Here is a 21,814-nt window from a genome sequence, read left to right as displayed (position 1 = left end):
GCATCGATTTAAGGACAAGATTATGCAGCAGGTTGAAAGTGTTACAGCGTCCTTTGCGCGTCATGTTCGACGCACGGCGCTGCAATGACGCAAAGCAGGGCGCACAGGATGCGCCTGACAATGATGAACGACCGGGAAAACCCGGCATCCCAACTTAAGTCAGGAGGCGGACCAAAACGTCCGCGAGAACCCATGGCAAGGCAAGAGGCCAACGAGCAATTCCAGCTCACATCGTTTCTGGACGGCGCGAACGCCGCCTATATCGAGCAGCTCTATGCACGCTACGAAACGGATCCGTCGTCCGTCTCGGCTGAATGGCAGGCCTTTTTCAAGGCGCTGGCCGACAAGCCGGAAGATGTGGTGAAGGCAGCCAAGGGCGCCTCCTGGAAGAAGCCCAACTGGCCGATCGTCGCCAACGGCGAACTCGTCTCTGCGCTCGACGGCGATTGGGGCACGGTCGAAAAGGTCATTGAGAAGAAGGTGAAGGCGAAGGCGGAAGAAGCCGCCGCCGTCACCGGCACAGCCGTGAGCGCGGCGGATATCCTTCAGGCGACGCGCGATTCCGTTCGCGCCATCATGATGATCCGTGCCTATCGTGCGCGTGGCCACCTGCATGCCAAGCTCGACCCGCTCGGCCTTGCTGCCCCGGTCGATGACTACAACGAGCTTTCACCCTCGAACTACGGGTTTGAGGAGAAGGATCTCGACCGCAAGATCTTCATCGACAACGTGCTCGGCCTCGAATACGCGAGCATTCGCGAAATGGTCGAAATCCTTGAGCGGACCTACTGCTCGACGATCGGCGTCGAATTCATGCACATGTCCAACCCGGAAGAGAAGGCCTGGATTCAGGAACGCATCGAAGGCCCGGACAAGGGTGTCGAGTTTACGCCCGAGGGCAAGAAGGCGATCCTGCAGAAGCTGATCGAGTCGGAAGGCTTCGAGCAGTTCATCGACGTCAAGTACAAGGGCACCAAGCGCTTCGGTCTCGACGGCGGCGAATCGCTGATCCCGGCGCTTGAGCAGATCATCAAGCGCGGCGGCCAGGAAGGCCTGAAGGAAATCGTTCTCGGCATGGCCCACCGCGGCCGCCTGAACGTGCTGTCCCAGGTCATGGCCAAGCCGCACCGCGCCATCTTCCACGAATTCAAGGGCGGCTCCTATGCCCCTGACGACGTCGAAGGATCGGGCGACGTGAAGTACCATCTCGGTGCTTCCTCCGACCGCGAATTCGACGGCAACAAAGTTCACCTGTCGCTGACGGCAAACCCGTCGCACCTGGAAATCGTCAACCCTGTCGTCATGGGCAAGGCCCGCGCCAAGCAGGACCAGATGGCGACCGTGTTCGAAGGCGACATCATTCCGCTGCGCGAACGCTCAAAGGTCATGCCGCTCCTGCTGCACGGCGACGCGGCCTTTGCCGGCCAGGGCGTGATTGCCGAAATCCTCGGCCTGTCCGGCCTGCGCGGTCACCGCGTTGCCGGCACGGTCCACTTCATCATCAACAACCAGATCGGCTTCACCACGAACCCGGCCTTCTCGCGCTCGTCGCCCTATCCGTCGGATGTGGCCAAGATGATCGAGGCGCCGATCTTCCACGTCAACGGCGACGATCCGGAAGCGGCCGTCTATGCTGCCAAGATCGCCACCGAATTCCGGATGAAGTTCCACAAGCCGGTCGTCATCGACATGTTCTGCTACCGCCGCTTCGGTCACAACGAAGGCGACGAGCCTGCGTTCACGCAGCCGAAGATGTACAAGGTCATCCGCGCCCACAAGACCGTCGTCCAGCTCTACTCCGACCGCCTGGTCGCCGAAGGCCTGATGAGCGAAGGCGAAGTCGAGAAGATGAAGGCCGATTGGCGCGCCCATCTCGAGCAGGAGTTCGAGGCTGGCCAGTCCTACAAGCCCAACAAGGCCGACTGGCTGGATGGTGTCTGGTCGGGCCTGCGCTCGGCAGACAACCAGGACGAACAGCGTCGCGGCAAGACCTCCGTGCCGATGAAGCAGCTCAAGGAAATCGGCCGCAAGATCGCCGAGATCCCGGCGGGCTTCAACGCCCACCGCACGATCCAGCGCTTCATGGAAAACCGCGCCAACATGGTTTCGACCGGCGAGGGGATCGACTGGGCGATGGCCGAAGCGCTGGCGTTCGGCACGCTCGTCACGGAAGGCACGAAGATCCGACTGTCCGGCCAGGACTGCGAACGCGGCACCTTCTCGCAGCGCCACTCGGTTCTCTACGATCAGCAGACCGAAGACCGCTACATCCCGCTTGCCAACCTGGCTGCGACCCAGGCACGCTACGAAGTCATCAACTCGATGCTTTCGGAAGAGGCCGTGCTCGGCTTCGAATACGGCTATTCGCTGGCCCGTCCGAACGCGCTGACGCTGTGGGAAGCACAGTTCGGCGACTTCGCCAACGGCGCACAGGTCGTCTTCGACCAGTTCGTCTCGTCGGGCGAACGCAAGTGGCTGCGCATGTCGGGCCTCGTCTGCCTGCTGCCGCACGGCTATGAAGGTCAGGGTCCGGAGCACTCCTCCGCCCGCCTCGAACGCTTCCTGCAGCTCTGCGCGGAAGACAACATGCAGGTCGCCAACGTCACGACGCCGGCGAACTACTTCCACATCCTGCGCCGCCAGGTGAAGCGTGACTTCCGCAAGCCGCTGATCCTGATGACGCCGAAGTCGCTGCTGCGTCACAAGCGTGCGGTTTCGAGCCTTTCGGAAATGGCCGGCGAAAGCTCGTTCCACCGCCTGCTGTGGGATGACGCCGAGGTCATCAAGGACGGCCCGATCAAGCTGCAGAAAGACTCCAAGATCCGTCGCGTCGTGCTCTGCTCCGGCAAGGTCTACTACGATCTGCTCGAAGAGCGCGAAAAGCGCGGCATCGACGACGTCTACCTGCTGCGCGTCGAACAGCTCTATCCGTTCCCGGCCAAGGCGCTGATCAACGAGCTCAGCCGCTTCCGCAATGCGGAGATGGTCTGGTGCCAGGAAGAGCCGAAGAACATGGGCGCCTGGTCGTTCATCGACCCGTACCTGGAATGGGTGCTCGCCCATATCGACGCCAAGTATCAGCGCGTGCGCTACACCGGCCGTCCGGCTGCCGCATCGCCGGCAACGGGCCTGATGTCGAAGCACATGGCGCAGCTGGCCGCCTTCCTCGAGGACGCGCTGGGGGGCTGATCCTGCCCCCTTGGCGCCAAGCCAATCGATAGAAACAGATATCTGATCAACGGAACAAAAATCATGGCAACAGAAATCCGCGTTCCCACCCTTGGCGAATCCGTCAGTGAAGCGACCGTCGGCACCTGGTTCAAGAAGGTCGGCGATGCCATCAAGGCAGACGAGCCGCTGCTCGAACTAGAAACCGACAAGGTGACGATCGAAGTTCCGGCTCCCTCGGCCGGCGTTCTCTCCGAAATCGTTGCCCAGGCCGGCGAAACCGTCGGTCTCGGCGCGCTGCTCGGCCAGATCGGTGCCGGTTCGGGTGCTGCCGCCGCTCCGGCTGCTGCCGAGAAGAAGGCCGAGCCGGCTGCTGCCGCACCGGCCGCCCAGCCCGCCGTTGCCGCTGCAACCCCCGCCGCATCGTCGATGCCGCCGGCACCGTCCGCCGGCAAGCTGCTTGCTGAAAACAACCTCTCGGCCGACCAGGTCGACGGTTCGGGCAAGCGCGGCCAGGTTCTGAAGGGTGACGTGCTTGCCGCTGTCGCCAAGGGCATTTCGGCACCTGCCGCTTCCGAGCCGGTCAAGGTTCAGGCCCGTGCGCCGTCGACCACCGAGGACGTCGTTCGCGAAGAGCGTGTCAAGATGACCCGTCTGCGCCAGACGATCGCCCGTCGCCTCAAGGACGCGCAGAACACCGCCGCCATGCTCACCACCTATAACGAGGTGGATATGAGCGCGGTCATGAGCCTGCGCAACAAGTACAAGGACATCTTCGAGAAGAAGCATGGCGTGAAGCTCGGCTTCATGGGCTTCTTCACCAAGGCCGTCACCCATGCGCTGAAGGAAATCCCGGCCGTCAACGCCGAAATCGACGGCACCGACGTCATCTACAAGAACTTCTGCCACATCGGCGTCGCCGTCGGCACCGACAAGGGTCTTGTCGTTCCGGTCGTTCGCGATGCCGACCAGATGTCGATCGCCGAGATCGAGAAGGACATCGGCCGCCTGGGCAAGCTTGCCCGTGACGGCCAGCTCTCCATGGCTGACATGCAGGGTGGCACCTTCACCATCTCCAACGGTGGCGTCTACGGTTCGCTGATGTCTTCGCCGATCCTGAATGCTCCGCAGTCGGGCATCCTCGGCATGCACAAGATCCAGGACCGTCCGGTCGTGGTCGGCGGTCAGATCGTCATCCGTCCGATGATGTACCTGGCGCTGTCCTACGATCACCGCATGGTCGACGGCAAGGAAGCGGTTACCTTCCTCGTCCGCGTCAAGGACAGCCTCGAGGATCCGGAACGTCTCGTTCTCGATCTCTAATCCTGATGAAGACGGGTGGCCGCTTCCGCGGGCATCCGTCGGTCCTCGGTTCAGCCGGCGGCATTGATGAGCCGCCGTCGCTGGTATTATCGTCTTGCCGAGGAAACGCGCCCCAGCTGGGACGTCACACAGACCTGACTGTGCCTGAGATTGCGAGGGGTGATGGAAGCCGCGGCAGTATCGACTGAAATCTGGGTGCTTGGCTGGAGTGTCGTGCTGTTGATCGCGCACATTCTGGTACAGGCGTTGTCGTTCGACCTTTCCGGCGATCTCGGCATCAAGTACCTGCTCGGCCCGCGCGACGAGCAGCGCGTATCGAAGAGTATTGTGGCGGGACGGCTGCTGCGGTCGCTTAACAACATGCTGGAGACCTATCCGGCCTTCGTCGCTCTTGCCATTGCGCTAGCGGTTACCGGCAAGACCGGCGGCCTTGGCGCCTTGGGGGCGGTGACCTGGCTGATTGCGCGTATGGTCTACACCGCGCTCTACGTGGCCGGCGTTCCCGTGTTGCGCACCATCGTCTGGTTCGTCTCGATCATCGCTCTGCTGCTGATGGTCGTCCGGCTTTTGGCATAGCATCCCTGCGGTCAAGCAAGAGGAGACTGGTATGGCATTCGGGTCCGACGTACCGCCTATTCAGGCACACATCTGCGTCAGGGACGGGTTGGCGGCCATCGCCTTCTACGAGAAGGCATTCGGCGCGGTGAACACGTTCCATCAGATGGCGGAAGACGGCAAACGGGTGATGCATGCCAACCTCGCGCTGTTCGGCGGCGAGGTCATGATGCATGACGAGTTTCCGGAGTTCGGCGGCAGCGTGCTGTCGCCGCTGACCGTCGGCGGCACCGGCGTGGCGATCAGCATCAACCTGCCTCAGGCGGCCGATGTCGATGCTGCCTATGCCCGAGCCGTGGCGGCCGGGGCATCGACAGTTCTGGAGCCGCAGGATACGTTCTGGCAGGCGCGTTATGCGCGCATCAAGGATCCCTTCGGCCACGTCTGGGCCTTCAACGCACCGGTCGCACAATCATGAGCCAATATCTTCTCGAACTTGCATCGCTGATGGCGATCTTCGCCTTTGCCATCGTGTCGCCCGGCGCCGATCTGGCGATGGTCATGCGCCAGTCGATTGTCCATGGCCGCCGCCCGGCGATCATCACGTCCTTCGGCATCGGCACCTCGCTGATGTTCCACGTGACCTATACGATCCTCGGTCTCGGGCTGATCATTTCGCAGTCGATCTATCTGTTCAACATCGTCAAATGGTGCGGCGTGGCTTACCTGATCTACATCGGGATCAAGGCGCTGCGGGCCGGCCAGACGGAGATTTCGGTCGACGCGACACCATCAGGCGATCCGGCAAAGAGCCAGTCCGCGGTCAAGGCATTCGGCCTCGGTTTTGCCGCCAATGCGCTCAATCCGAAGCCGGTATTCTTCTTCCTGTCGATCTTCTCGACGGTCGTTCACGCCCACACCCCGATCATGATCAAGTTCGGCTACGGCCTGGTGATGGCAACCTGCCTCATCCTGTGGTTCGTCGGCGTCAGCCTGTTCATGACCACACCGCGCATGCGCGCTGCCTTCACCCGAGCCAGCAAGTGGATCGACCGCGCCAGCGGCCTGGTGTTCATCGCGCTCGGGCTGAAGCTCGCCACCGAGAAGGCCGCCTGATGGTCATTGCGCGCTCCCTGCTCGTCGCTGCACTCGGCACCGTGGCTGTCACGCCGGCGCTTGGCCAGGAATGCAGCCAGGCGCGTGCCATCTACGGCGACCGCGACGGCGCCTATGAGCTGCGCTTCGAACCGGTGGGATCGGAAAGTGCGGTGACGAGCAATCACTTCAAGGTCGCGGTATTGAAGCCGGACCTGCTGCTCGACGGCGTCGTTATGCCCACGGGCGAGCCGGAGCGTGCGACCGGCATCATCATGCACAATTGCCCTACCGGTGACGTCACCGGCGAGGAGCTTCGGAAATGCACTGTCTGGCAGGGGCCGGTCTATTCCGTCGACAAGACGGGGGCGATCGCCGAAATTCCGGCCGAAGATGCGCCGGCTGCGCACCAGATCCTGCTGCCCGATTTCGGCCCCGCCCTTCGTGCATCGAGCGCCTGGGGCAAGGGCAAGGCCGAGGTCGACAGCTGGGATGCCTTCACCCTCAAGGGGTGCGCCGCATGAGGCAAGCGCCCGTTGTTCTCGTCACCGGCGGCAGCCGTGGCATCGGGGCGGCCGTCTGCCTTGGCGCCGCCAGGGCCGGTTGGTTCGTCGCCGTCAACTACGCATCGAACGCCGAGGCAGCCGATGCGGTTGTTGCCGCGATCCGGCAAGGCGGCGGTTCGGCGATCGCGGTCAGGGGCGACGTCGGGTCCGACACGGATATCAAGTCGATCTTTGCCGCCGTCGATGAGGCCTTCGGCCGGCTCGACGGGCTGGTCAACAATGCCGGCATCGTCGGCCCGACCCAGCGCGTCGACGAAATGTCGGTCGAGCGGCTCGAACGGATGTTCCGCATCAATGTGACGGGCTCCATCCTGTGCGCGGGCGAAGCGGTTCGCCGCATGTCGACGCGCCATGGCGGCAAGGGCGGCGTCATCGTCAATATCTCGTCCGTTGCGGCCGAACTCGGCTCGCCGGCGCAATATGTCGACTATGCCGCCTCGAAGGGCGCAATCGACACGTTCACGATCGGTCTTGCGCGTGAAGTCGCCACCGAAGGCGTGCGTGTCAACGCGGTTCGCCCCGGCATCATCGACACCGAAATCCATGCGTCCGGCGGCCTGCCGGACCGGGCACGCGATCTCGCGTCAACCATCCCCGTCCAGCGACCCGGCACGGCCGAGGAAGTGGCGGATGCGGTTCTTTACCTCCTGTCCGATAAGGCGACTTACGTGACGGGAGCCATTCTCAATGTCAGCGGCGGACGGTAACCGTCCTGAAGGAAGGATAATCCAATGGCTTATGATCTCATCGTTATCGGCAGCGGCCCGGGCGGCTATGTCTGCGCTATCAAGGCGGCACAGCTCGGCCTGAAGGTTGGCGTCGTCGAAAAGCGCGCCACCTATGGCGGCACCTGCCTCAACATCGGCTGCATCCCGTCGAAGGCCCTGCTGCACGCTTCGGAAATGTTCCACCAGGCCGGTCACGGCCTGGATGCGCTCGGCGTCGAAGTCGGCGCGCCGAAGCTCAATCTCGAAAAGATGATGGCGCACAAGGATGCGACCGTTAAGTCGAACGTCGAGGGTGTTTCCTTCCTGTTCAAGAAGAACAAGATCGACGGCATCCAGGGCACGGGCAAGGTGCTCGGCCAGGGCAAGGTTTCCGTCACCAACGACAAGGGCGAAGAGCAGGTTCTGGAAACGAAGAACATCGTCATCGCCACCGGCTCCGACGTTGCCGGCATTCCCGGCGTGTCGGTCGAGATCGACGAGAAGGTGATCATCTCGTCCACCGGCGGCATTGCATTGGAGAAGGTGCCGGCGAACATGATCGTGGTCGGCGGCGGCGTCATCGGCCTCGAGATCGGGTCGGTCTGGGCCCGTCTCGGCGCCAAGGTAACCGTTGTCGAATATCTTGACGTCATCCTCGGCGGCATGGACGGCGAAGTCTCCAAGCAGTTCCAGCGCATGCTGGCCAAACAGGGCATCGAGTTCAAGCTCGGCGCCAAGGTGACCGGCGTCGTCAAGGACGGCAAGGGTGCCAAGGTGACCTTCGAGCCGGTCAAGGGCGGTGACGCCGTCACACTCGATACCGATGTCGTTCTGATCGCTACCGGCCGCAAGCCCTACACCGATGGTCTTGGTCTTGCCGAAGCCGGCGTCGTCATGGACCAGCGCGGTCGCGTCGAGATCGACAATCACTTCCAGACGAGCGTTGTCGGCATCTATGCCATCGGCGACGTCGTGCGCGGCCCGATGCTGGCGCACAAGGCAGAAGATGAGGGTGTTGCTGTCGCTGAAATTCTCGCAGGCCAAGCCGGTCACGTAAACTACGACGTCATCCCAAGCGTCGTCTACACCCAGCCGGAAGTCGCCTCCGTCGGGAAGACCGAGGAAGAGCTGAAGGCTGCCGGCATCGCCTACAAGGTCGGCAAGTTCCCGTTCACGGCAAACGGCCGCGCGCGTGCGATGCAGGCGACCGATGGTTTCGTCAAGATCCTCGCCGACAAGGAAACCGACCGGGTTCTCGGCGGCCACATCGTCGGCTTCGGCGCCGGCGAGATGATCCACGAGATTGCCGTGCTGATGGAATTCGGCGGCTCGTCGGAGGATCTCGGCCGCACCTGCCACGCGCATCCGACCATGTCGGAAGCGGTCAAGGAAGCGGCGCTGTCGACCTTCTTCAAGCCGATCCATATGTGACGATTTGGCAGGGGGCTGCGACAAGCGGCCCCCTGTTCCGCGCCTTCATTCGGCGCGATCATCGACCCCATGGGCTTGCGACGGAGAACCGTCGCTCTTAGCATTTCCAGTCGGAAAACCGTTTCACACGTTTCCTGGATTTGCTCTCGCTGCCGCCACGAGGGATCATGAAACCCAGACCTGTCACCGTTCTTCTGCCGAGCCCGCATCTGCCGGATGCCGATTGGGCTGATCGCTTCGAGCTTGCCCTGAACGGAAAGGGGCTGACGGCGGTCGAGGCGGCCGAACGCTCGCTCGGAAATTCGCCGGCCTGGGTTCGCACCTTGCTGCAACTCCGTAACCGGATGGTATCGGTGGTCGGCCTCAAGTCCGAGGCGCCTTCACCGGGCAAGTTTGGCCTGATCGGTCCGTTTCCGGTGCTGTCTCGAAGTGACGACGAGGTCGTGCTCGGTTTTAACGATGCTCATCTCGATTTTCGCATCGTCGTCGACGTCAGGGCGGGGTCGGCCGTCAACCAGATCATCGGCATGACGACGCTGATCCGGCGCCACAATACGCTCGGGCGCGTTTACCTGGCGGCGGTCATGCCGTTTCACAAGGTCATCGTGCCGACGCTTCTGGCGGGCGCTGCGGGCCCGCCTCGCTGAACTGCATCACTTTCGATCCGGCACCCTCAACCCGGACAACAGCAGGTCGAGATTGCCGATGGCATTGGCGAGGCGCGGGGTCGGATCGTCCGCCTCAGCAATCCACAGCGCCGCATCCACAAGCGCGCCATTGATCAGATGCGCCAGCGTCTCGGCGTCCCCTTGGTGAACTACGCCCTTTGCCATCATCATTGAAAGCCTTGCGGTCAGCGACGTGTGGCACGCATGCCTGCTCGTTTCCAGATAGTCCGGCCCGAGGAATGTCGGCGCGTCCTTTAGGACGATCCGCTGGATCTCCGGGTCGAGCGCGGTCTCCAGATAGAGCCGGCACCGACCCACGAAACCCGCCCAAAGGTCCGGCGTCGCGGATACGGCGTTGAGCCTTGCATCTATCTCGGCATCCATTGCCGTAACCACCGCGCGCAGCAGGCCTCTTTTGTCGCCGAAGTGGTGGTAGAGCGCGCCGCGCGTCAGGCCTGCAGCGGCGGTCAGGTCGTCCATCGAGGTTTCGGCATAGCCCAAGCGACCAAAGGCGTCTCGCGCGGCGGCAACAAGCTTACCCGTCGTTTCCTCGATCATTTCGCTGCGCGCCCGTCGTGCCATCGATGGTTCTCCGATTTGCATACGCCTCGTATGTTAATTGACATGCGGAGCGTATGCGAATATCTCTCGCATACATTGCGTATGTCAATACTGGCGCCTGTCGGGCGTATCACTGGAGTTTTCATGGCAAACCCTTACGGACAGATTTTCGCCGTTCCCGGCACGGTAGGCTTCACGCTGGCGGGCTTGGTTTCGCGCCTGCCGCTGTCGATGATGGCTATCGGCATCATCACCATGCTGGCCCAGTCGCGCGGCTCCTATGGCCTCGCCGGCGGCGTTGCGGCGGCCTTTACGCTTGCCTTGGCACTCGTGGCGCCGCAGGTTTCGCGCCTTGTCGATCGTTTTGGCCAGGGTCGCGTCCTGCCGATTGCCGCCGCCCTCAGCATCATCGGCACGACGGGCCTTTTGATCTCGACCCACTGGCAAGCGCTGGACTGGACACTGTTCGCCTTTGCGCTCATCGCCGGTTCTGCGCCGAGCATGTCGGCCATGACCAGGGCGCGATGGACGGAGATCTACCGCGGCCGCCCCGAACTCAAGACGGCCTTCTCATTGGAATCGGTGTTCGACGAAGTCTGCTTCATCGTCGGGCCGCCCATTGCGGTGGGCCTGAGCGTCGGGTTGTTTCCCGAGGCAGGACCCCTTGCCGCAGCGGTATTTCTTGCCATTGGCGTTACCGCGTTCGTGCTGCAGAAAGGCACCGAGCCGCCGGTGCGACCGCCCGAAACCATCGTCTCGGGCTCGGCACTTCGTTATCCGGCCTTGCACGTGCTGATTCTCGCGCTTGCCGGCATGGGTGTGATCGTCGGCACGATCGACGTCGTCAGTGTAGCCTTTGCCGAGGCGGAAGGTCAGCCGGCTGCAGCAAGCGTGGTTCTTTCCCTCTATGCGCTCGGCTCCTGCATCGCCGGCCTGACATTCGGTGCCATCAAGATCGGCTTGCCGCTGCCGAAGCTGTTCCTGATCGGGGCGGGGATGACGGCAGCCAGCACATTGCCGCTGCTGCTGGTCGGTGGGGTGACCAGTCTCGCCGCGATGATGTTCCTGTCGGGCGTGTTCTTCGCGCCGACGATGATCGTCGCTCTGAGCATGGGCGAGATCGTCGTGCCGCCGGCCAAACTCACGGAGGGGCTGACTTGGCTGACGACCGGTCTCGGGATCGGGGCGGCGGCCGGCGCGGCTGCGGCAGGGGGCGTGGTCGCGCGCTTCGGGGTGCAGGCCGGCTTTGCCATCGCCGTTGCAGCGGGTGTCTTGATCCTTGTCGCTGCGCTTTCCGGCTATCGCCGCCTGTCGAGGATCGAGGCCGCTCATGCCGAAGAGGCTGGCGTCGAAGCGGATCTCCGCGCCAGCGTACGCGCCTGAGAGCGGCAAATGCCAATGGCCGGCACGCTCTGCCCCCCTCAGTTGGCGCGGGTGACGGAGAAGCCCTGACGCTTGAGCAGTTCGACCAGGCCTTCGTCGCCGGCAAGATGCAGGGCACCGACCGCCATGAAGGCGTTACCGTTGGCAAGGATCGGCTCGGCGCGCGTCGCCATCGTCTTGTTGCGGTCGATGATGATGCGCTGTTCGAAGTCGGCGTAGCTGGCGTCTTCGCTTGCCACGTCTTCGGACACGGCCTTCATCATCGGCATGATCATGCCGGTGTCGCCGGAGAGATAGAGATCGGTGGTGGTGGCGAGCACGTCGTCGATCGTCTTGCCAAGGGCGAGCGTTTCGATGAGGGCGCGCAGGTGCAGTTCCGTCGGCAGCGAATCCATGGCGGACAGCTGCTCGATGAGGGTTTCAAGCCCCTTCAGCGCCTTGCCCTGGCTGACGGCGTCTTCGGCGAGCTTCTTGTCGAGGAAGGATGCGCCGGCGGCCTTGCGCGTCATCTCGCAGGCGGGCAGCGCGACGAAGCTCGCAATCATCCACGGCTTCATCTTGGCGACCAGCGTCAGCGGTATGCCGCGCTCCTTGAGGCCGCGTTCGAGCCGCTCGCGGTCTTCAGGGGTGAGGAAATCGATGATGGTCTTGTTGTCGGCAAACATGGTGAGGTCGGGACGCATCAGGATGGCGGCGGCCGACTTCTTCTCGTCGATGATCTCGTCCGATTCGACGATGACGGTCGACGCCTTTGAGAAGGCATCGGACGCACCCGCTGGCATGGCGAGCACGCGCGGATCGGTGACATGCATGGTGCCGAGAAGCCAGGAGGGAGCGATGCCGTCCTTCTCGATCCTCCAGAAAATGCCCTTGCCGTTCGGGATAGCGTCGGCTTCCGCTTTCAACCTGGCGAGTTTCGCGGGATCGGTTTTCTCGAAGCCGGCGATGATGTTTTTTCCGCCGCAGACGGCTTCGCTTGCAGCCTTCGCATCCGAGATCGAGACGACCGCGGCAATGAGGCTTGCCGCGAGCAGAAGATGGATGAGCGCGATCAGCCAGAGGGCCATATCGGCGGCCCTGGCCGCGAGGTTACGGACGGGCTTGGCGATCGAATACATGATCACTTCCTAATATTCTGCCGAGTTTAGCGGACCCTACGCTTCGTCGGTCACGGCTTCCTTAATGGATATGGTTAATCTGCCGATCGGCCCAAAATCAGGCGCGCGGATGTGCCCGGTCATAGATCTCCAGAAGCCGTGTCGAGTCGACGCCGGTATAGACCTGGGTCGTTGACAGGCTGGCATGGCCGAGCAGCTCCTGGATGGTTCTGAGATCGCCGCCACCGGCCAGCAGATGCGTGGCGAAGGAGTGGCGCAGCGCATGCGGCGTGGCCGTATCGGGCAGGCCGAGGGCGCCGCGCAGCTTCTGCATCTCGCGCTGGATGATCGCCGGCTGAAGCTTCGCCCCGCGGGTGCCGCGGAACATCGGCTCGTCGGCGCCGGCATGGTAGGGGCAGAGCTTGAGATAGGTAGCAACCGCCTCGCGCGCCACAGTCATCAGCGGTACGATGCGGGTCTTGCCGCCCTTGCCGGTGATGCGCAGGGAGGAGGGCGCGCCGGCGAAATCGTCCGGCGTCAGATCGAGCGCTTCGGAAATGCGCAAGCCGCAGCCGTAGAGCAGCGTCAGCACGGCCGCGTTGCGCGCAGCCACCCACGGCTCTTCGGCAAGCTGTGCGTCCGTCGTCACGACATTGAGCGCCTCGCGGTCCGTCAGCGGCTTCGGCAAGGATTTCGGCTGCTTCGGTGAACGGACGGCGGCTGCACCGGCGGCATTGGCAAGCCCGCTGCGTTCGAGATAGCGCAGGAACGAACGCAGCCCGGCAAGGCCCCGGCCGAGCGTGCGCGCGCCTGCACCGCCCTTGCGACGCTGGGCGAGAAAGCCGCGAAGGTCGGCGGGCCGCAATGTGCTGATGTCTGAAAGACGAGGCGGTCCGGCGAGATGGCCGGTGAGGAATGTGAGGAATTGCCGTGTGTCGCGCTCATAGGCATCGACGGTATTGTCGGACAGGCGGCGCTCCTGCAAGAGCCCTTGCAGCCATCTCTGGCGCTCCGCAAGCAGGTCTGGATGGCCGATGACGAGCAGCTCGTTCATTGTCGCTTTCCAAGGTGGTCGGTCATCGACAATGCCCTGACGTCTCTTATGTTTTTGCTAACGTACCCTTGGAATTTGTCATCCTTCGATCATATTGAGTTGCGATGTTCAGCCGTAAAGAATCGGATGAAGCCATGGCGGGACGGGATTCGGTGAACGGATTCGCGCATTTTGCTGAAGTAATCGCCCTGGTCTCGCAAGGGCAGCCCGGCCACATCGTCGATACACTCATTGCCGAACGCGGCCAGAGGATCGTCAGGAGCCCGATGTGGCCCGTTATCCGGCCCTTTCTCTACACGCTTCTGAACTATCGAAAGGCGCTGGAGTTCGCAGACGCCGTGGCCAACGTGCCGGGCTTCCAGGCCTTCGAGCATCTGAGCTCGCTTCTGTCGCTCGACGTGAGGGTCGACAGGGCGGAGCGCATTCCTGATAAGGGCGGGTTCCTGCTGGTGAGCAATCACCCGACCGGGATTGCCGACGGCATTGCCGTCTTCGATCTCCTAAAAGACCGGCGGCCGGACATGATGTTCTTCGCCAACCGCGACGCGATCCGCGTCAACCCGCGCTTCGTCGAGATGGTCATCCCGGTCGAATGGCGCGAGGAGCACAAGAGCAAGCTCAAGGCCCGCGAGACGCTGCAGGTGACCAACCGGGCGATCGGCGAGGGCAAGGCGACGGTGCTGTTTCCCTCCGGCCGCATCGCCTACTGGGCCGACGGCCGTCTCAACGAGCGGCCATGGAAGACGTCGGCGGTCGGCTTTGCGCGCAAATACGGCCTGCCGATCCTGCCGGTGCACATGAGCGCGCGCAACTCTGGCCTGTTCTACTGGTTTGCCAAATGGTCGACCGAGCTGCGCGACATGACGGTGTTCCACGAACTGCTCAACAAGAAGGGCGATCTCTTCGATTTCCGCATCGGCAATCTCATTGCGCCGGAGGCTCTGGACGGTGACGCTGTCGATGTGACGAAGGCATTGGAACGCCACACGGTGCTCGACCTGGCGCGCGACGCCGATGCGGTGTTTCGGCCGGCTTTGCGCGCTGCCGTTGCCTGCTGATCCCTTCATGTGATGGCGGGAATGAGCTAAAGCAGAACCATGCTGCTTCGTTCGATGTTCGCCGAAAATTACCGTTCCCTGAAATCGATCCGTATGGATCTGACCGGTGTCAACCTGTTCATCGGCGAAAACGGGGTGGGCAAATCCAACCTCTACCGCGCGCTGCAGCTGGTGCAGGCCGCCGTGCGCGGCAGTCTTGCCCATGAGATCGCCAGGGAAGGCGGCATGTCTTCGGCGCTCTGGAGCGGTCGACGACGTGCCGACAAGCCGGCGCGCATCCGGCTCGAGACGGAACTGATGGACGAGGAGCGGGCCATCACGTTCCGCTACCGGATCGAAGCCGGCTTGCGTCCGCCAAAGGCGGCAGCAGGCTTCGCCTATGAGCCGCAGGTCAAGGAGGAAGAGCTGAGCGTCGAGACCGGACGGCGGCCGGTGACGATGATGAAACGCGCCGGTCCCGGCATCTTCGTGCGCGGCGACCGCGGACGAATGGAGGACTATCCCGAGCAGGCGCTACAATCAGAGACGGCGATCGCTCTTTTGGGCGATGCCGGGCACTATCCCGAGATCGGCACCTTCCGCCGAGCCGTCGATCAATGGCGGTTCTTTCACGGCTTCCGCACCGATCGCGATTCGCCGTTGCGGCTGCCGTGCCTTGCGGTGACCGCACCGATGCTCGATGAGGACGGCACCAACATGGCGGCGGTTTTTGCAACGCTGCGCCATACCCGCGAGGACACCGTCGATTTGGACCGCGCCATCGCCGATGCGTTCGGCGGGGCCTATCTCGACGTTCCTGATCCTGGCCAGTTCGCCGAATTCTCGCTGGTCTTTCCCGATTTTCCGCAGCGGCCGTTTTCGACACGCGAGCTGTCCGACGGGCAGATGCGGTTTCTGGCGCTGGCGGCAGCGTTGCTCTCCTATCGCCGCCCGCCCTTCATCGCGCTCAACGAGCCGGAAACCAGCCTGCATCCGGACATGCTGCCGGCGCTCGCCGACATGATCGCCAGTGCGGCGCGCGACAGCCAGATCTGGATCGTCACCCATTCGGAGCGGCTGGCCGATGCCATTCGCGAGCGTTGCGGCGTTCGCGCCCGCCGGGTGATCCGCAAGGACAGCGCCACCTGGATCGACGGCATGCGCCTGACCGGCCTGATGGACGACGATGACGAATAAAAAAGGCCCCGCATCGCTGCGGAGCCCTGCAATCTCTATCTCGAAAAAATCAGGCGATCTTCTGGCCGGTCTTCGCCCAGTCGGCGAGGAACATTTCGAGGCCCTTGTCGGTCAGCGGATGCTTGACCAGTGCCTTCAGCGTTGCCGGCGGTGCCGTGATGACGTCGGCGCCGATGAGGGCCGCTTCCTTGACGTGGTTCACAGTGCGGATCGAGGCGGCGAGAATTTCCGTCTCATAGCCGTAGTTGTCGAAGATGTGGCGGATTTCGCGGATCAGGTCCATGCCGTCGAACGCGATGTCGTCGAGGCGGCCGACGAAGGGCGAAACGAAGGTCGCGCCGGCCTTGGCGGCAAGCAGGGCCTGGTTGGCCGAGAAGCACAGCGTCACGTTGGTCTGGTGACCGTCCGAGGTCAGCGCCTTGCAGGCCTTGAGGCCGTCGAGCGTAAGCGGCAGCTTGATGCAGATATTGTCGGCGATCTTCGAAAGAACGGCCGCTTCCTTCATCATCTCGGCGTATTCGGTGGCGGTCACTTCGGCCGAAACCGGGCCTTCGACGATGCCGCAGATTTCCTTGGTGACTTCGGCGATGTCACGGCCCGACTTGAGGATCAGCGAAGGGTTGGTGGTCACGCCATCAAGGAGGCCGAGATCGTTCAGCTCACGGATTTCCTTGACGTCGGCGGTATCAACGAAAAATTTCATGGGGTCACTCCCTTGGGGCACGATTGCCGTTCGGGCGCATATCTACCGGGAGGAATTCCTTTGGCAGAGATCGCGCGCGTTGAAACTCTGGTGGAACCGTGACAAACCCTGCGCCGGCAAGGCTGCGGTTCGCAGCGCAGTTTTCTTTAACCGAAACACGTGGCAAGGTCACGGCAAAATGACTCGCGATTCAACCGATTTATTCGGGCCTGTTTCCGGCCGTCGTGTCGTGCCAGTTCTGGTGCCGATGCCGGCGTCGAAGGCCTATTCCTACGCGGTGCCGGACGGCATGGCCGTCGAGCCCGGCTCGATCGTCCAGGTGCCGCTTGGGCCCCGTCTGGTCGTGGGCGTCGTCTGGGATGGCGACGACAATGGCAGCGTCGATCCGAAGAAGCTGAAGTCGATCGAAAAGGTCTTCGACTGCCCGCCGTTGACACCTGACATGCGCAGCTTCCTCGATTGGGTGGCGACCTATACGGTGACGCCACCGGGGCTGGTGGCCCGCATGGCGCTGCGTGCGCCGGCCGCCTTCGATCCGGAACCGATGGTGGAGGCCCTTCGGCTGACCGACATGCGTCCGGAGCGCATGACGACGGCGCGCGAGCGCGTCATCGCAGCCGCCGGCGACGGATTTGCCTGGACGCGCTCGGGCCTTGCCCATGCGGCCGGCGCCTCGTCGAGTGTTATCGACGGCCTCGCCCAGCAGGGCGTGTTCGAGACCGTCTTCATGGCTCCGCCGCCTGTCGTGGCTGCCCCCGATCCCGAATTTACTGTTCCCCGGCTCGAAGGACCACAGAAGGATGCGGCCGCCGACCTTCTGGCCGCCGTCGAACAGGGCGGGTTTTCGGTCTCGCTGATCGACGGCATCACCGGCTCGGGCAAGACCGAAGTTTATTTCGAGGCGATCGCCGCGACGCTTAGGGCCGGAAAGCAGGTGCTGATCCTGCTGCCGGAAATCGCCCTGACGGCAAGCTTCCTCGAGCGCTTTCAGGATCGCTTCGGCTCTAAGCCGGCGGAGTGGCACTCGGATCTCGCGCCGCGAACGCGCGAAAAAGTCTGGCGGCAGGTGACGACCGGCACGGTGCGCGTGGTCGCCGGTGCGCGCTCGGCGCTGTTCCTGCCGTTCGAGGAGTTGGGTCTCATCATCGTCGATGAAGAACACGACCCCGCCTACAAGCAGGAGGACCGGGTTTTCTACAATGCCCGGGACATGGCCGTCGTGCGTGGGCGCATCACCGGTTTCCCGGTGGTACTGGTTTCGGCGACACCTTCGGTCGAAAGCCGGGTCAATGGCGAGGTCGGCCGCTACAAGCCGATCCATCTGCCGACCCGCTTCGGCGATGCGGCGCTGCCGCGGCTTGGCGTCGTCGACATGCGCCAGCATCCGCCGGCGCGCGGCGGGTTCCTTTCGCCTGTGCTCATCAACCAGATCGGCAAGGCGGTCGAGCGCGGCGAGCAGGCGCTGTTGTTTCTCAATCGGCGCGGCTATGCGCCGCTGACGCTTTGCCGCGTCTGCGGCCATCGCTTTCAATGCCCGGACTGTTCGAGCTGGCTGGTCGAGCACCGGTTCCGCGGCCAGATCCAGTGCCACCATTGCGGCTATGCGGAAAAGACACCCGAGGCCTGCCCGGAATGCGGCACCTTCGATCATCTCGTTGCCTGCGGCCCCGGGGTCGAGCGCATCGCCGAAGAAGTCGAGCGCCATTTTCCCGAGGCACGCACGATCGTGCTCTCCTCCGACCTGATGGGGGTGAAGCGCCTGCGGTTGGAGCTCGAGGCCATCGCGCGCGGTGAGGCGGATATCGTCATCGGCACGCAGCTTGTCGCCAAGGGCCACAATTTTCCGCTGATGACGCTGGTCGGCATCATCGATGCCGATCTCGGGCTCGCCAATGGCGATCCGCGGGCGGCCGAGCGAACGTTCCAGCTGCTGTCGCAGGTCACCGGCCGCGCCGGCCGAACCGGCCTGAAGAGCCTTGGCCTACTGCAGACCTATCAACCACAGCACCCGGTGATGCAGGCGATCGTCTCCGGCGACGCGGACGCCTTCTATGACCGCGAGATCGCCGAGCGGGAAAAGGCGCTTCTGCCGCCGTTCGGCAGGCTGGCGTCGCTGATCGTCTCGGCCGACACGCGGCAGGATGCCGAGACCCATGCCCGCGGCCTTCGAAGTGCGGCACCCCGCACCGATGGCATTGCGATCCTCGGACCGGCCGAGGCGCCGCTGGCGCTGATCCGCGGCCGTCACCGGTTCCGGCTTTTGGTGCACGGGCGCCGCAACAGCGACATGCAGGCCTTCGTCAAGGCAATGATCGCTGCCGGTCCGAAGGAACGCGGCTCGATCAGCGTCCAGCTCGATATTGATCCCCAGAGTTTCCTGTGATCGCGGCTGCGATCGGGCCGTAGACGATTCACAACGGCGGCGACATGCGCTAGAGGTCTGAAACGCTTCGCACGCTCGGGCACTCATCCGGCGGCAGTGCGATCGAGATCGGCGCTCATCTGCGGGAACGGGCATGGAGTTCTACATTCCGACGGAAACCGGCGAGTTCCTCGCCTTCTGTGCGGCGGCTGCGGCGGCGCTGATCGGCGTCGTCATGCTGTTTGCGCCGCGGCTTACCTTTCGCGCCGCCGGCATCGGCATTGCCGAAGGCCGCCGTGGGGGCCTCGCCGAGGCACGCTCGACCATGGGCGGCATGCATGCCGGCCTTGGCCTCGCCGCCATCCTCCTGGCGCAGCCGATGGTCTATCTCGCCGTCGGGGCTGCGTTTGCGCTCGCCGCCTTCGGTCGCATCCTGTCGATGATGAGCGATAACGGCGCCACGCTCTACAACTGGGTGGCGCTGCTGGTGCAGGCGGCACTTGCCATTCTTCCGCTTGCCTATGTCTTCGGAATGATCTGATCGCCGCTCTCGCGTTTTCGCGATTCACATCCTCAGAAACCAATTTACGGCAAAATTCGGCCAAACCGGGTCGACTTATGCCGCATTCCTGCCGTTCGCGTGTTGCGAGTCCAAACTTCCTATGCTAGACGAACCGCGAATTGCGGGGGAAGTGGGTCGCCAGGCCTCGATAGCCCGCAAATTATTGCAGCAAATTCAGGACGTTAAGTTGACGGCTCGCCGCCACCACCGTTCTTGGATGAAATTGAGAGAAGCTTGTGCCCGTGGCAGACACATCCCAGCTTATTTCCGGTGTTGCAGAAAGGTATGCGTCCTCGCTTTTTGACCTCGCTCTCGAAGCGGGTTCCGTCGAGGCGGTCGGTGCGGATCTTACCCGCGTCCAGGCCCTGATCGACGGTAGCGACGACCTGAAGCGGCTGATCGTAAGCCCCGTCTTTTCTGCCGACGACCAGTTCAAGGCCATTTCGGCGATCTCCGCCAAGGCCGGCATTTCTGGTCTCGTCGGTAACTTCCTCAAGGTTGTTGCGCGCAATCGCCGCCTCTTCACGCTGCCAGGCATGATCAAGGCGTTCCGCCTGATCGCCGCGCGCCACCGGGGTGAAATCTCCGCCGACGTTACGTCGGCCCATGCGCTCACCGCAGCGCAGGAAACTGAATTGAAGGCGACGCTCAAGGGCGTCACCGGCAAAGACGTGACGGTCAACGTCACCGTCGACCCGTCTATTCTTGGAGGTCTGATCGTCAAGGTTGGGTCCCGCCAGATTGACACCTCCCTTCGCACCAAACTCTCTACCCTTAAGCTTGCACTGAAAGAGGTCGGCTGATGGATATCCGCGCCGCGGAAATTTCCGCAATTCTTAAAGATCAGATCAAAAATTTCGGCCAGGAAGCAGAAGTCTCCGAAGTCGGCCAGGTGCTTTCCGTCGGTGACGGTATCGCCCGCGTCTACGGCCTCGACAATGTTCAGGCAGGCGAGATGGTCGAATTCCCGGGTGGAATTCGCGGCATGGCGCTGAACCTTGAAGCCGACAACGTCGGTGTCGTTATTTTCGGTTCGGACCGTGACATCAAGGAAGGCGACACCGTTAAGCGGACCGGCGCCATCGTGGACGTTCCGGTTGGCCCGGAACTGCTCGGCCGCGTCGTCGACGCGCTCGGCAACCCGATCGACGGCAAGGGCCCGATCAACGCCAAGCAGCGCTCGCGCGTTGACGTCAAGGCTCCTGGTATCATTCCGCGCAAGTCGGTGCATGAGCCGATGTCGACCGGCCTCAAGGCCATCGACGCCCTCATCCCGGTTGGCCGCGGCCAGCGCGAGCTCGTCATCGGCGACCGCCAGACAGGCAAGACCGCGATCATCCTCGACACGATCCTCAACCAGAAGGCCATTCACGACAATGGTCCGGAAGGTGACAAGCTGTATTGCGTCTACGTCGCAATCGGCCAGAAGCGTTCGACGGTTGCCCAGTTCGTGAAGGTTCTCGAAGAGCGTGGCGCTCTTCAGTACTCGATCATTGTCGCTGCGACCGCATCCGACCCGGCTCCGATGCAGTACCTCGCTCCGTTCGCAGGCTGCGCGATGGGCGAATACTTCCGCGACAACGGCAAGCATGCCCTGATCGGCTACGACGACCTTTCCAAGCAGGCCGTTTCCTACCGTCAGATGTCGCTCCTGCTGCGCCGCCCGCCGGGCCGCGAAGCTTACCCGGGCGACGTTTTCTACCTGCACTCCCGTCTGCTCGAGCGTGCTGCAAAGCTCTCGGACGACAACGGCGCCGGTTCGCTGACGGCTCTGCCGGTCATCGAAACGCAGGGCAACGACGTTTCCGCGTTCATTCCGACCAACGTGATCTCGATCACCGACGGCCAGATCTTCCTTGAAACCGACCTGTTCTACCAGGGCATCCGTCCGGCCGTTAACGTCGGTCTGTCGGTTTCGCGCGTCGGTTCCGCCGCGCAGATCAAGGCGATGAAGCAGGTTGCCGGCTCGATCAAGGGCGAACTCGCTCAGTACCGCGAAATGGCGGCCTTTGCGCAGTTCGGTTCGGACCTCGATGCCGCTACCCAGCGTCTGCTGAACCGCGGTGCACGCCTGACCGAACTTCTGAAGCAGCCGCAGTTCTCGCCGCTGAAGACGGAAGAGCAGGTCGCTGTCATCTTCGCAGGCGTCAACGGTTACCTCGACAAGCTGCCGGTCAACCAGGTCGGCAAGTTCGAGCAGGGCCTGCTTTCGTACATGCGTTCGGAAGGCAAGGACATCCTGGAAACCATCCGCAAGGACAAGGCGATCTCCGACGACGTCAAGGGCAAGCTGAAGGCTGCAATCGACAGCTTCGCCAAGTCTTTCGCCTGAGCGGATTTCATTT

General features: G+C 63.0%; 20 protein-coding genes. 16 read left to right on the top strand and 4 right to left on the bottom strand.

Annotated features, from left to right (window positions below; genetic code table 11):
* The first annotated feature begins 192 nt into the window (after positions 1-192).
* The 9 genes from ABIE33_RS07515 (at position 193) to ABIE33_RS07475 (ending at position 9,492) form a co-directional block, all read left to right on the top strand.
* Positions 193-3,189: a 2-oxoglutarate dehydrogenase E1 component gene (locus tag ABIE33_RS07515; RefSeq protein WP_429123469.1), complete on the top strand. Its 2,997-nt coding sequence runs from the start codon at positions 193-195 to the stop codon at positions 3,187-3,189.
* 63 nt (positions 3,190-3,252) lie between these two features.
* The gene (gene odhB, locus ABIE33_RS07510; RefSeq protein ID WP_429123467.1) at positions 3,253-4,491 is read left to right on the top strand and encodes a 2-oxoglutarate dehydrogenase complex dihydrolipoyllysine-residue succinyltransferase; all 1,239 of its coding nucleotides are present in this window, start codon (positions 3,253-3,255) and stop codon (positions 4,489-4,491) included.
* A 162-nt stretch (positions 4,492-4,653) separates the two neighbouring features.
* Positions 4,654-5,067: an MAPEG family protein gene (locus tag ABIE33_RS07505; RefSeq protein WP_429123466.1), complete on the top strand. Its 414-nt coding sequence runs from the start codon at positions 4,654-4,656 to the stop codon at positions 5,065-5,067.
* A gap of 31 nt (positions 5,068-5,098) precedes the next feature.
* Complete coding sequence (locus ABIE33_RS07500) at positions 5,099-5,524, top strand: VOC family protein (RefSeq protein ID WP_429123464.1); 426 nt, start codon at positions 5,099-5,101, stop codon at positions 5,522-5,524.
* The gene (locus ABIE33_RS07495; RefSeq protein ID WP_429123461.1) at positions 5,521-6,162 is read left to right on the top strand and encodes a LysE family translocator; all 642 of its coding nucleotides are present in this window, start codon (positions 5,521-5,523) and stop codon (positions 6,160-6,162) included. The genes ABIE33_RS07500 and ABIE33_RS07495 overlap by 4 nt, the downstream gene beginning before the upstream one ends.
* The gene (locus tag ABIE33_RS07490) at positions 6,162-6,665 is read left to right on the top strand and encodes a hypothetical protein (protein ID WP_429123459.1); all 504 of its coding nucleotides are present in this window, start codon (positions 6,162-6,164) and stop codon (positions 6,663-6,665) included. The genes ABIE33_RS07495 and ABIE33_RS07490 overlap by 1 nt, the downstream gene beginning before the upstream one ends.
* A complete protein-coding gene (locus ABIE33_RS07485) occupies positions 6,662-7,414 on the top strand; it encodes an SDR family oxidoreductase (RefSeq protein WP_429123456.1) in 753 nt (250 codons plus the stop codon). The genes ABIE33_RS07490 and ABIE33_RS07485 overlap by 4 nt, the downstream gene beginning before the upstream one ends.
* Before the next feature lie 24 nt (positions 7,415-7,438).
* Positions 7,439-8,845 (top strand): dihydrolipoyl dehydrogenase, encoded by a 1,407-nt coding sequence (gene lpdA / locus ABIE33_RS07480; protein WP_429123453.1) that lies wholly within the window; start codon positions 7,439-7,441, stop codon positions 8,843-8,845.
* A gap of 167 nt (positions 8,846-9,012) precedes the next feature.
* Positions 9,013-9,492 (top strand): DUF2867 domain-containing protein, encoded by a 480-nt coding sequence (locus ABIE33_RS07475; protein ID WP_429123451.1) that lies wholly within the window; start codon positions 9,013-9,015, stop codon positions 9,490-9,492.
* 6 nt (positions 9,493-9,498) lie between these two features.
* On the opposite strand, the gene ABIE33_RS07470 is transcribed toward ABIE33_RS07475, so the two are convergent.
* Positions 9,499-10,095, bottom strand: a complete 597-nt coding sequence (locus ABIE33_RS07470) for a TetR/AcrR family transcriptional regulator (protein ID WP_429123448.1) — start codon at positions 10,093-10,095, stop codon at positions 9,499-9,501.
* A gap of 123 nt (positions 10,096-10,218) precedes the next feature.
* Here ABIE33_RS07470 and ABIE33_RS07465 point away from each other — a divergent pair, with 123 nt between their 5' ends.
* Positions 10,219-11,457 (top strand): MFS transporter, encoded by a 1,239-nt coding sequence (locus ABIE33_RS07465; protein ID WP_429123445.1) that lies wholly within the window; start codon positions 10,219-10,221, stop codon positions 11,455-11,457.
* A 38-nt stretch (positions 11,458-11,495) separates the two neighbouring features.
* Here the strand turns inward: ABIE33_RS07465 and ABIE33_RS07460 are convergent, their stop codons facing one another.
* Both ABIE33_RS07460 and ABIE33_RS07455 read right to left on the bottom strand, forming a co-directional pair.
* A complete protein-coding gene (locus tag ABIE33_RS07460) occupies positions 11,496-12,575 on the bottom strand; it encodes a TraB/GumN family protein (RefSeq protein WP_429123443.1) in 1,080 nt (359 codons plus the stop codon).
* A gap of 97 nt (positions 12,576-12,672) precedes the next feature.
* Positions 12,673-13,608, bottom strand: coding sequence for a tyrosine recombinase XerC (locus ABIE33_RS07455; protein ID WP_429123440.1), 936 nt, complete (start codon positions 13,606-13,608; stop codon positions 12,673-12,675).
* Positions 13,609-13,742: 134 nt separating this feature from the next.
* Between ABIE33_RS07455 and ABIE33_RS07450 the strand changes: the two genes are divergently transcribed.
* Together ABIE33_RS07450 and ABIE33_RS07445 are read left to right on the top strand one after the other, a co-directional pair.
* A complete protein-coding gene (locus ABIE33_RS07450; protein WP_429123437.1) occupies positions 13,743-14,666 on the top strand; it encodes a GNAT family N-acetyltransferase in 924 nt (307 codons plus the stop codon).
* Positions 14,667-14,705: 39 nt separating this feature from the next.
* A complete protein-coding gene (locus ABIE33_RS07445) occupies positions 14,706-15,842 on the top strand; it encodes an AAA family ATPase (protein ID WP_429123434.1) in 1,137 nt (378 codons plus the stop codon).
* A 49-nt stretch (positions 15,843-15,891) separates the two neighbouring features.
* Here ABIE33_RS07445 and fsa read toward each other — a convergent pair whose 3' ends face one another.
* Positions 15,892-16,545: a fructose-6-phosphate aldolase gene (gene fsa, locus ABIE33_RS07440; protein ID WP_053249254.1), complete on the bottom strand. Its 654-nt coding sequence runs from the start codon at positions 16,543-16,545 to the stop codon at positions 15,892-15,894.
* Between the two features lie 178 nt (positions 16,546-16,723).
* Here fsa and ABIE33_RS07435 point away from each other — a divergent pair, with 178 nt between their 5' ends.
* The 4 genes from ABIE33_RS07435 to atpA all read left to right on the top strand — a co-directional run bounded on the left by ABIE33_RS07435 (position 16,724) and on the right by atpA (position 21,801).
* On the top strand, positions 16,724-18,928 hold the full coding sequence (locus tag ABIE33_RS07435) for a primosomal protein N' (protein ID WP_429123430.1): 2,205 nt from the start codon (positions 16,724-16,726) through the stop codon (positions 18,926-18,928).
* 133 nt (positions 18,929-19,061) lie between these two features.
* Positions 19,062-19,448, top strand: coding sequence for a DUF4345 domain-containing protein (locus tag ABIE33_RS07430; protein ID WP_429123428.1), 387 nt, complete (start codon positions 19,062-19,064; stop codon positions 19,446-19,448).
* Positions 19,449-19,705: 257 nt separating this feature from the next.
* Positions 19,706-20,272, top strand: a complete 567-nt coding sequence (locus ABIE33_RS07425; RefSeq protein WP_429123425.1) for a F0F1 ATP synthase subunit delta — start codon at positions 19,706-19,708, stop codon at positions 20,270-20,272.
* Complete coding sequence (atpA, locus tag ABIE33_RS07420; RefSeq protein ID WP_057255020.1) at positions 20,272-21,801, top strand: F0F1 ATP synthase subunit alpha; 1,530 nt, start codon at positions 20,272-20,274, stop codon at positions 21,799-21,801. The genes ABIE33_RS07425 and atpA overlap by 1 nt, the downstream gene beginning before the upstream one ends.
* Positions 21,802-21,814: the final 13 nt, after the last annotated feature.

The organism is Ensifer sp. 4252 (assembly GCF_050434565.1).
Classification (GTDB): domain Bacteria; phylum Pseudomonadota; class Alphaproteobacteria; order Rhizobiales; family Rhizobiaceae; genus Ensifer.
This window is presented reverse-complemented; position numbering and strand designations above follow the sequence as displayed.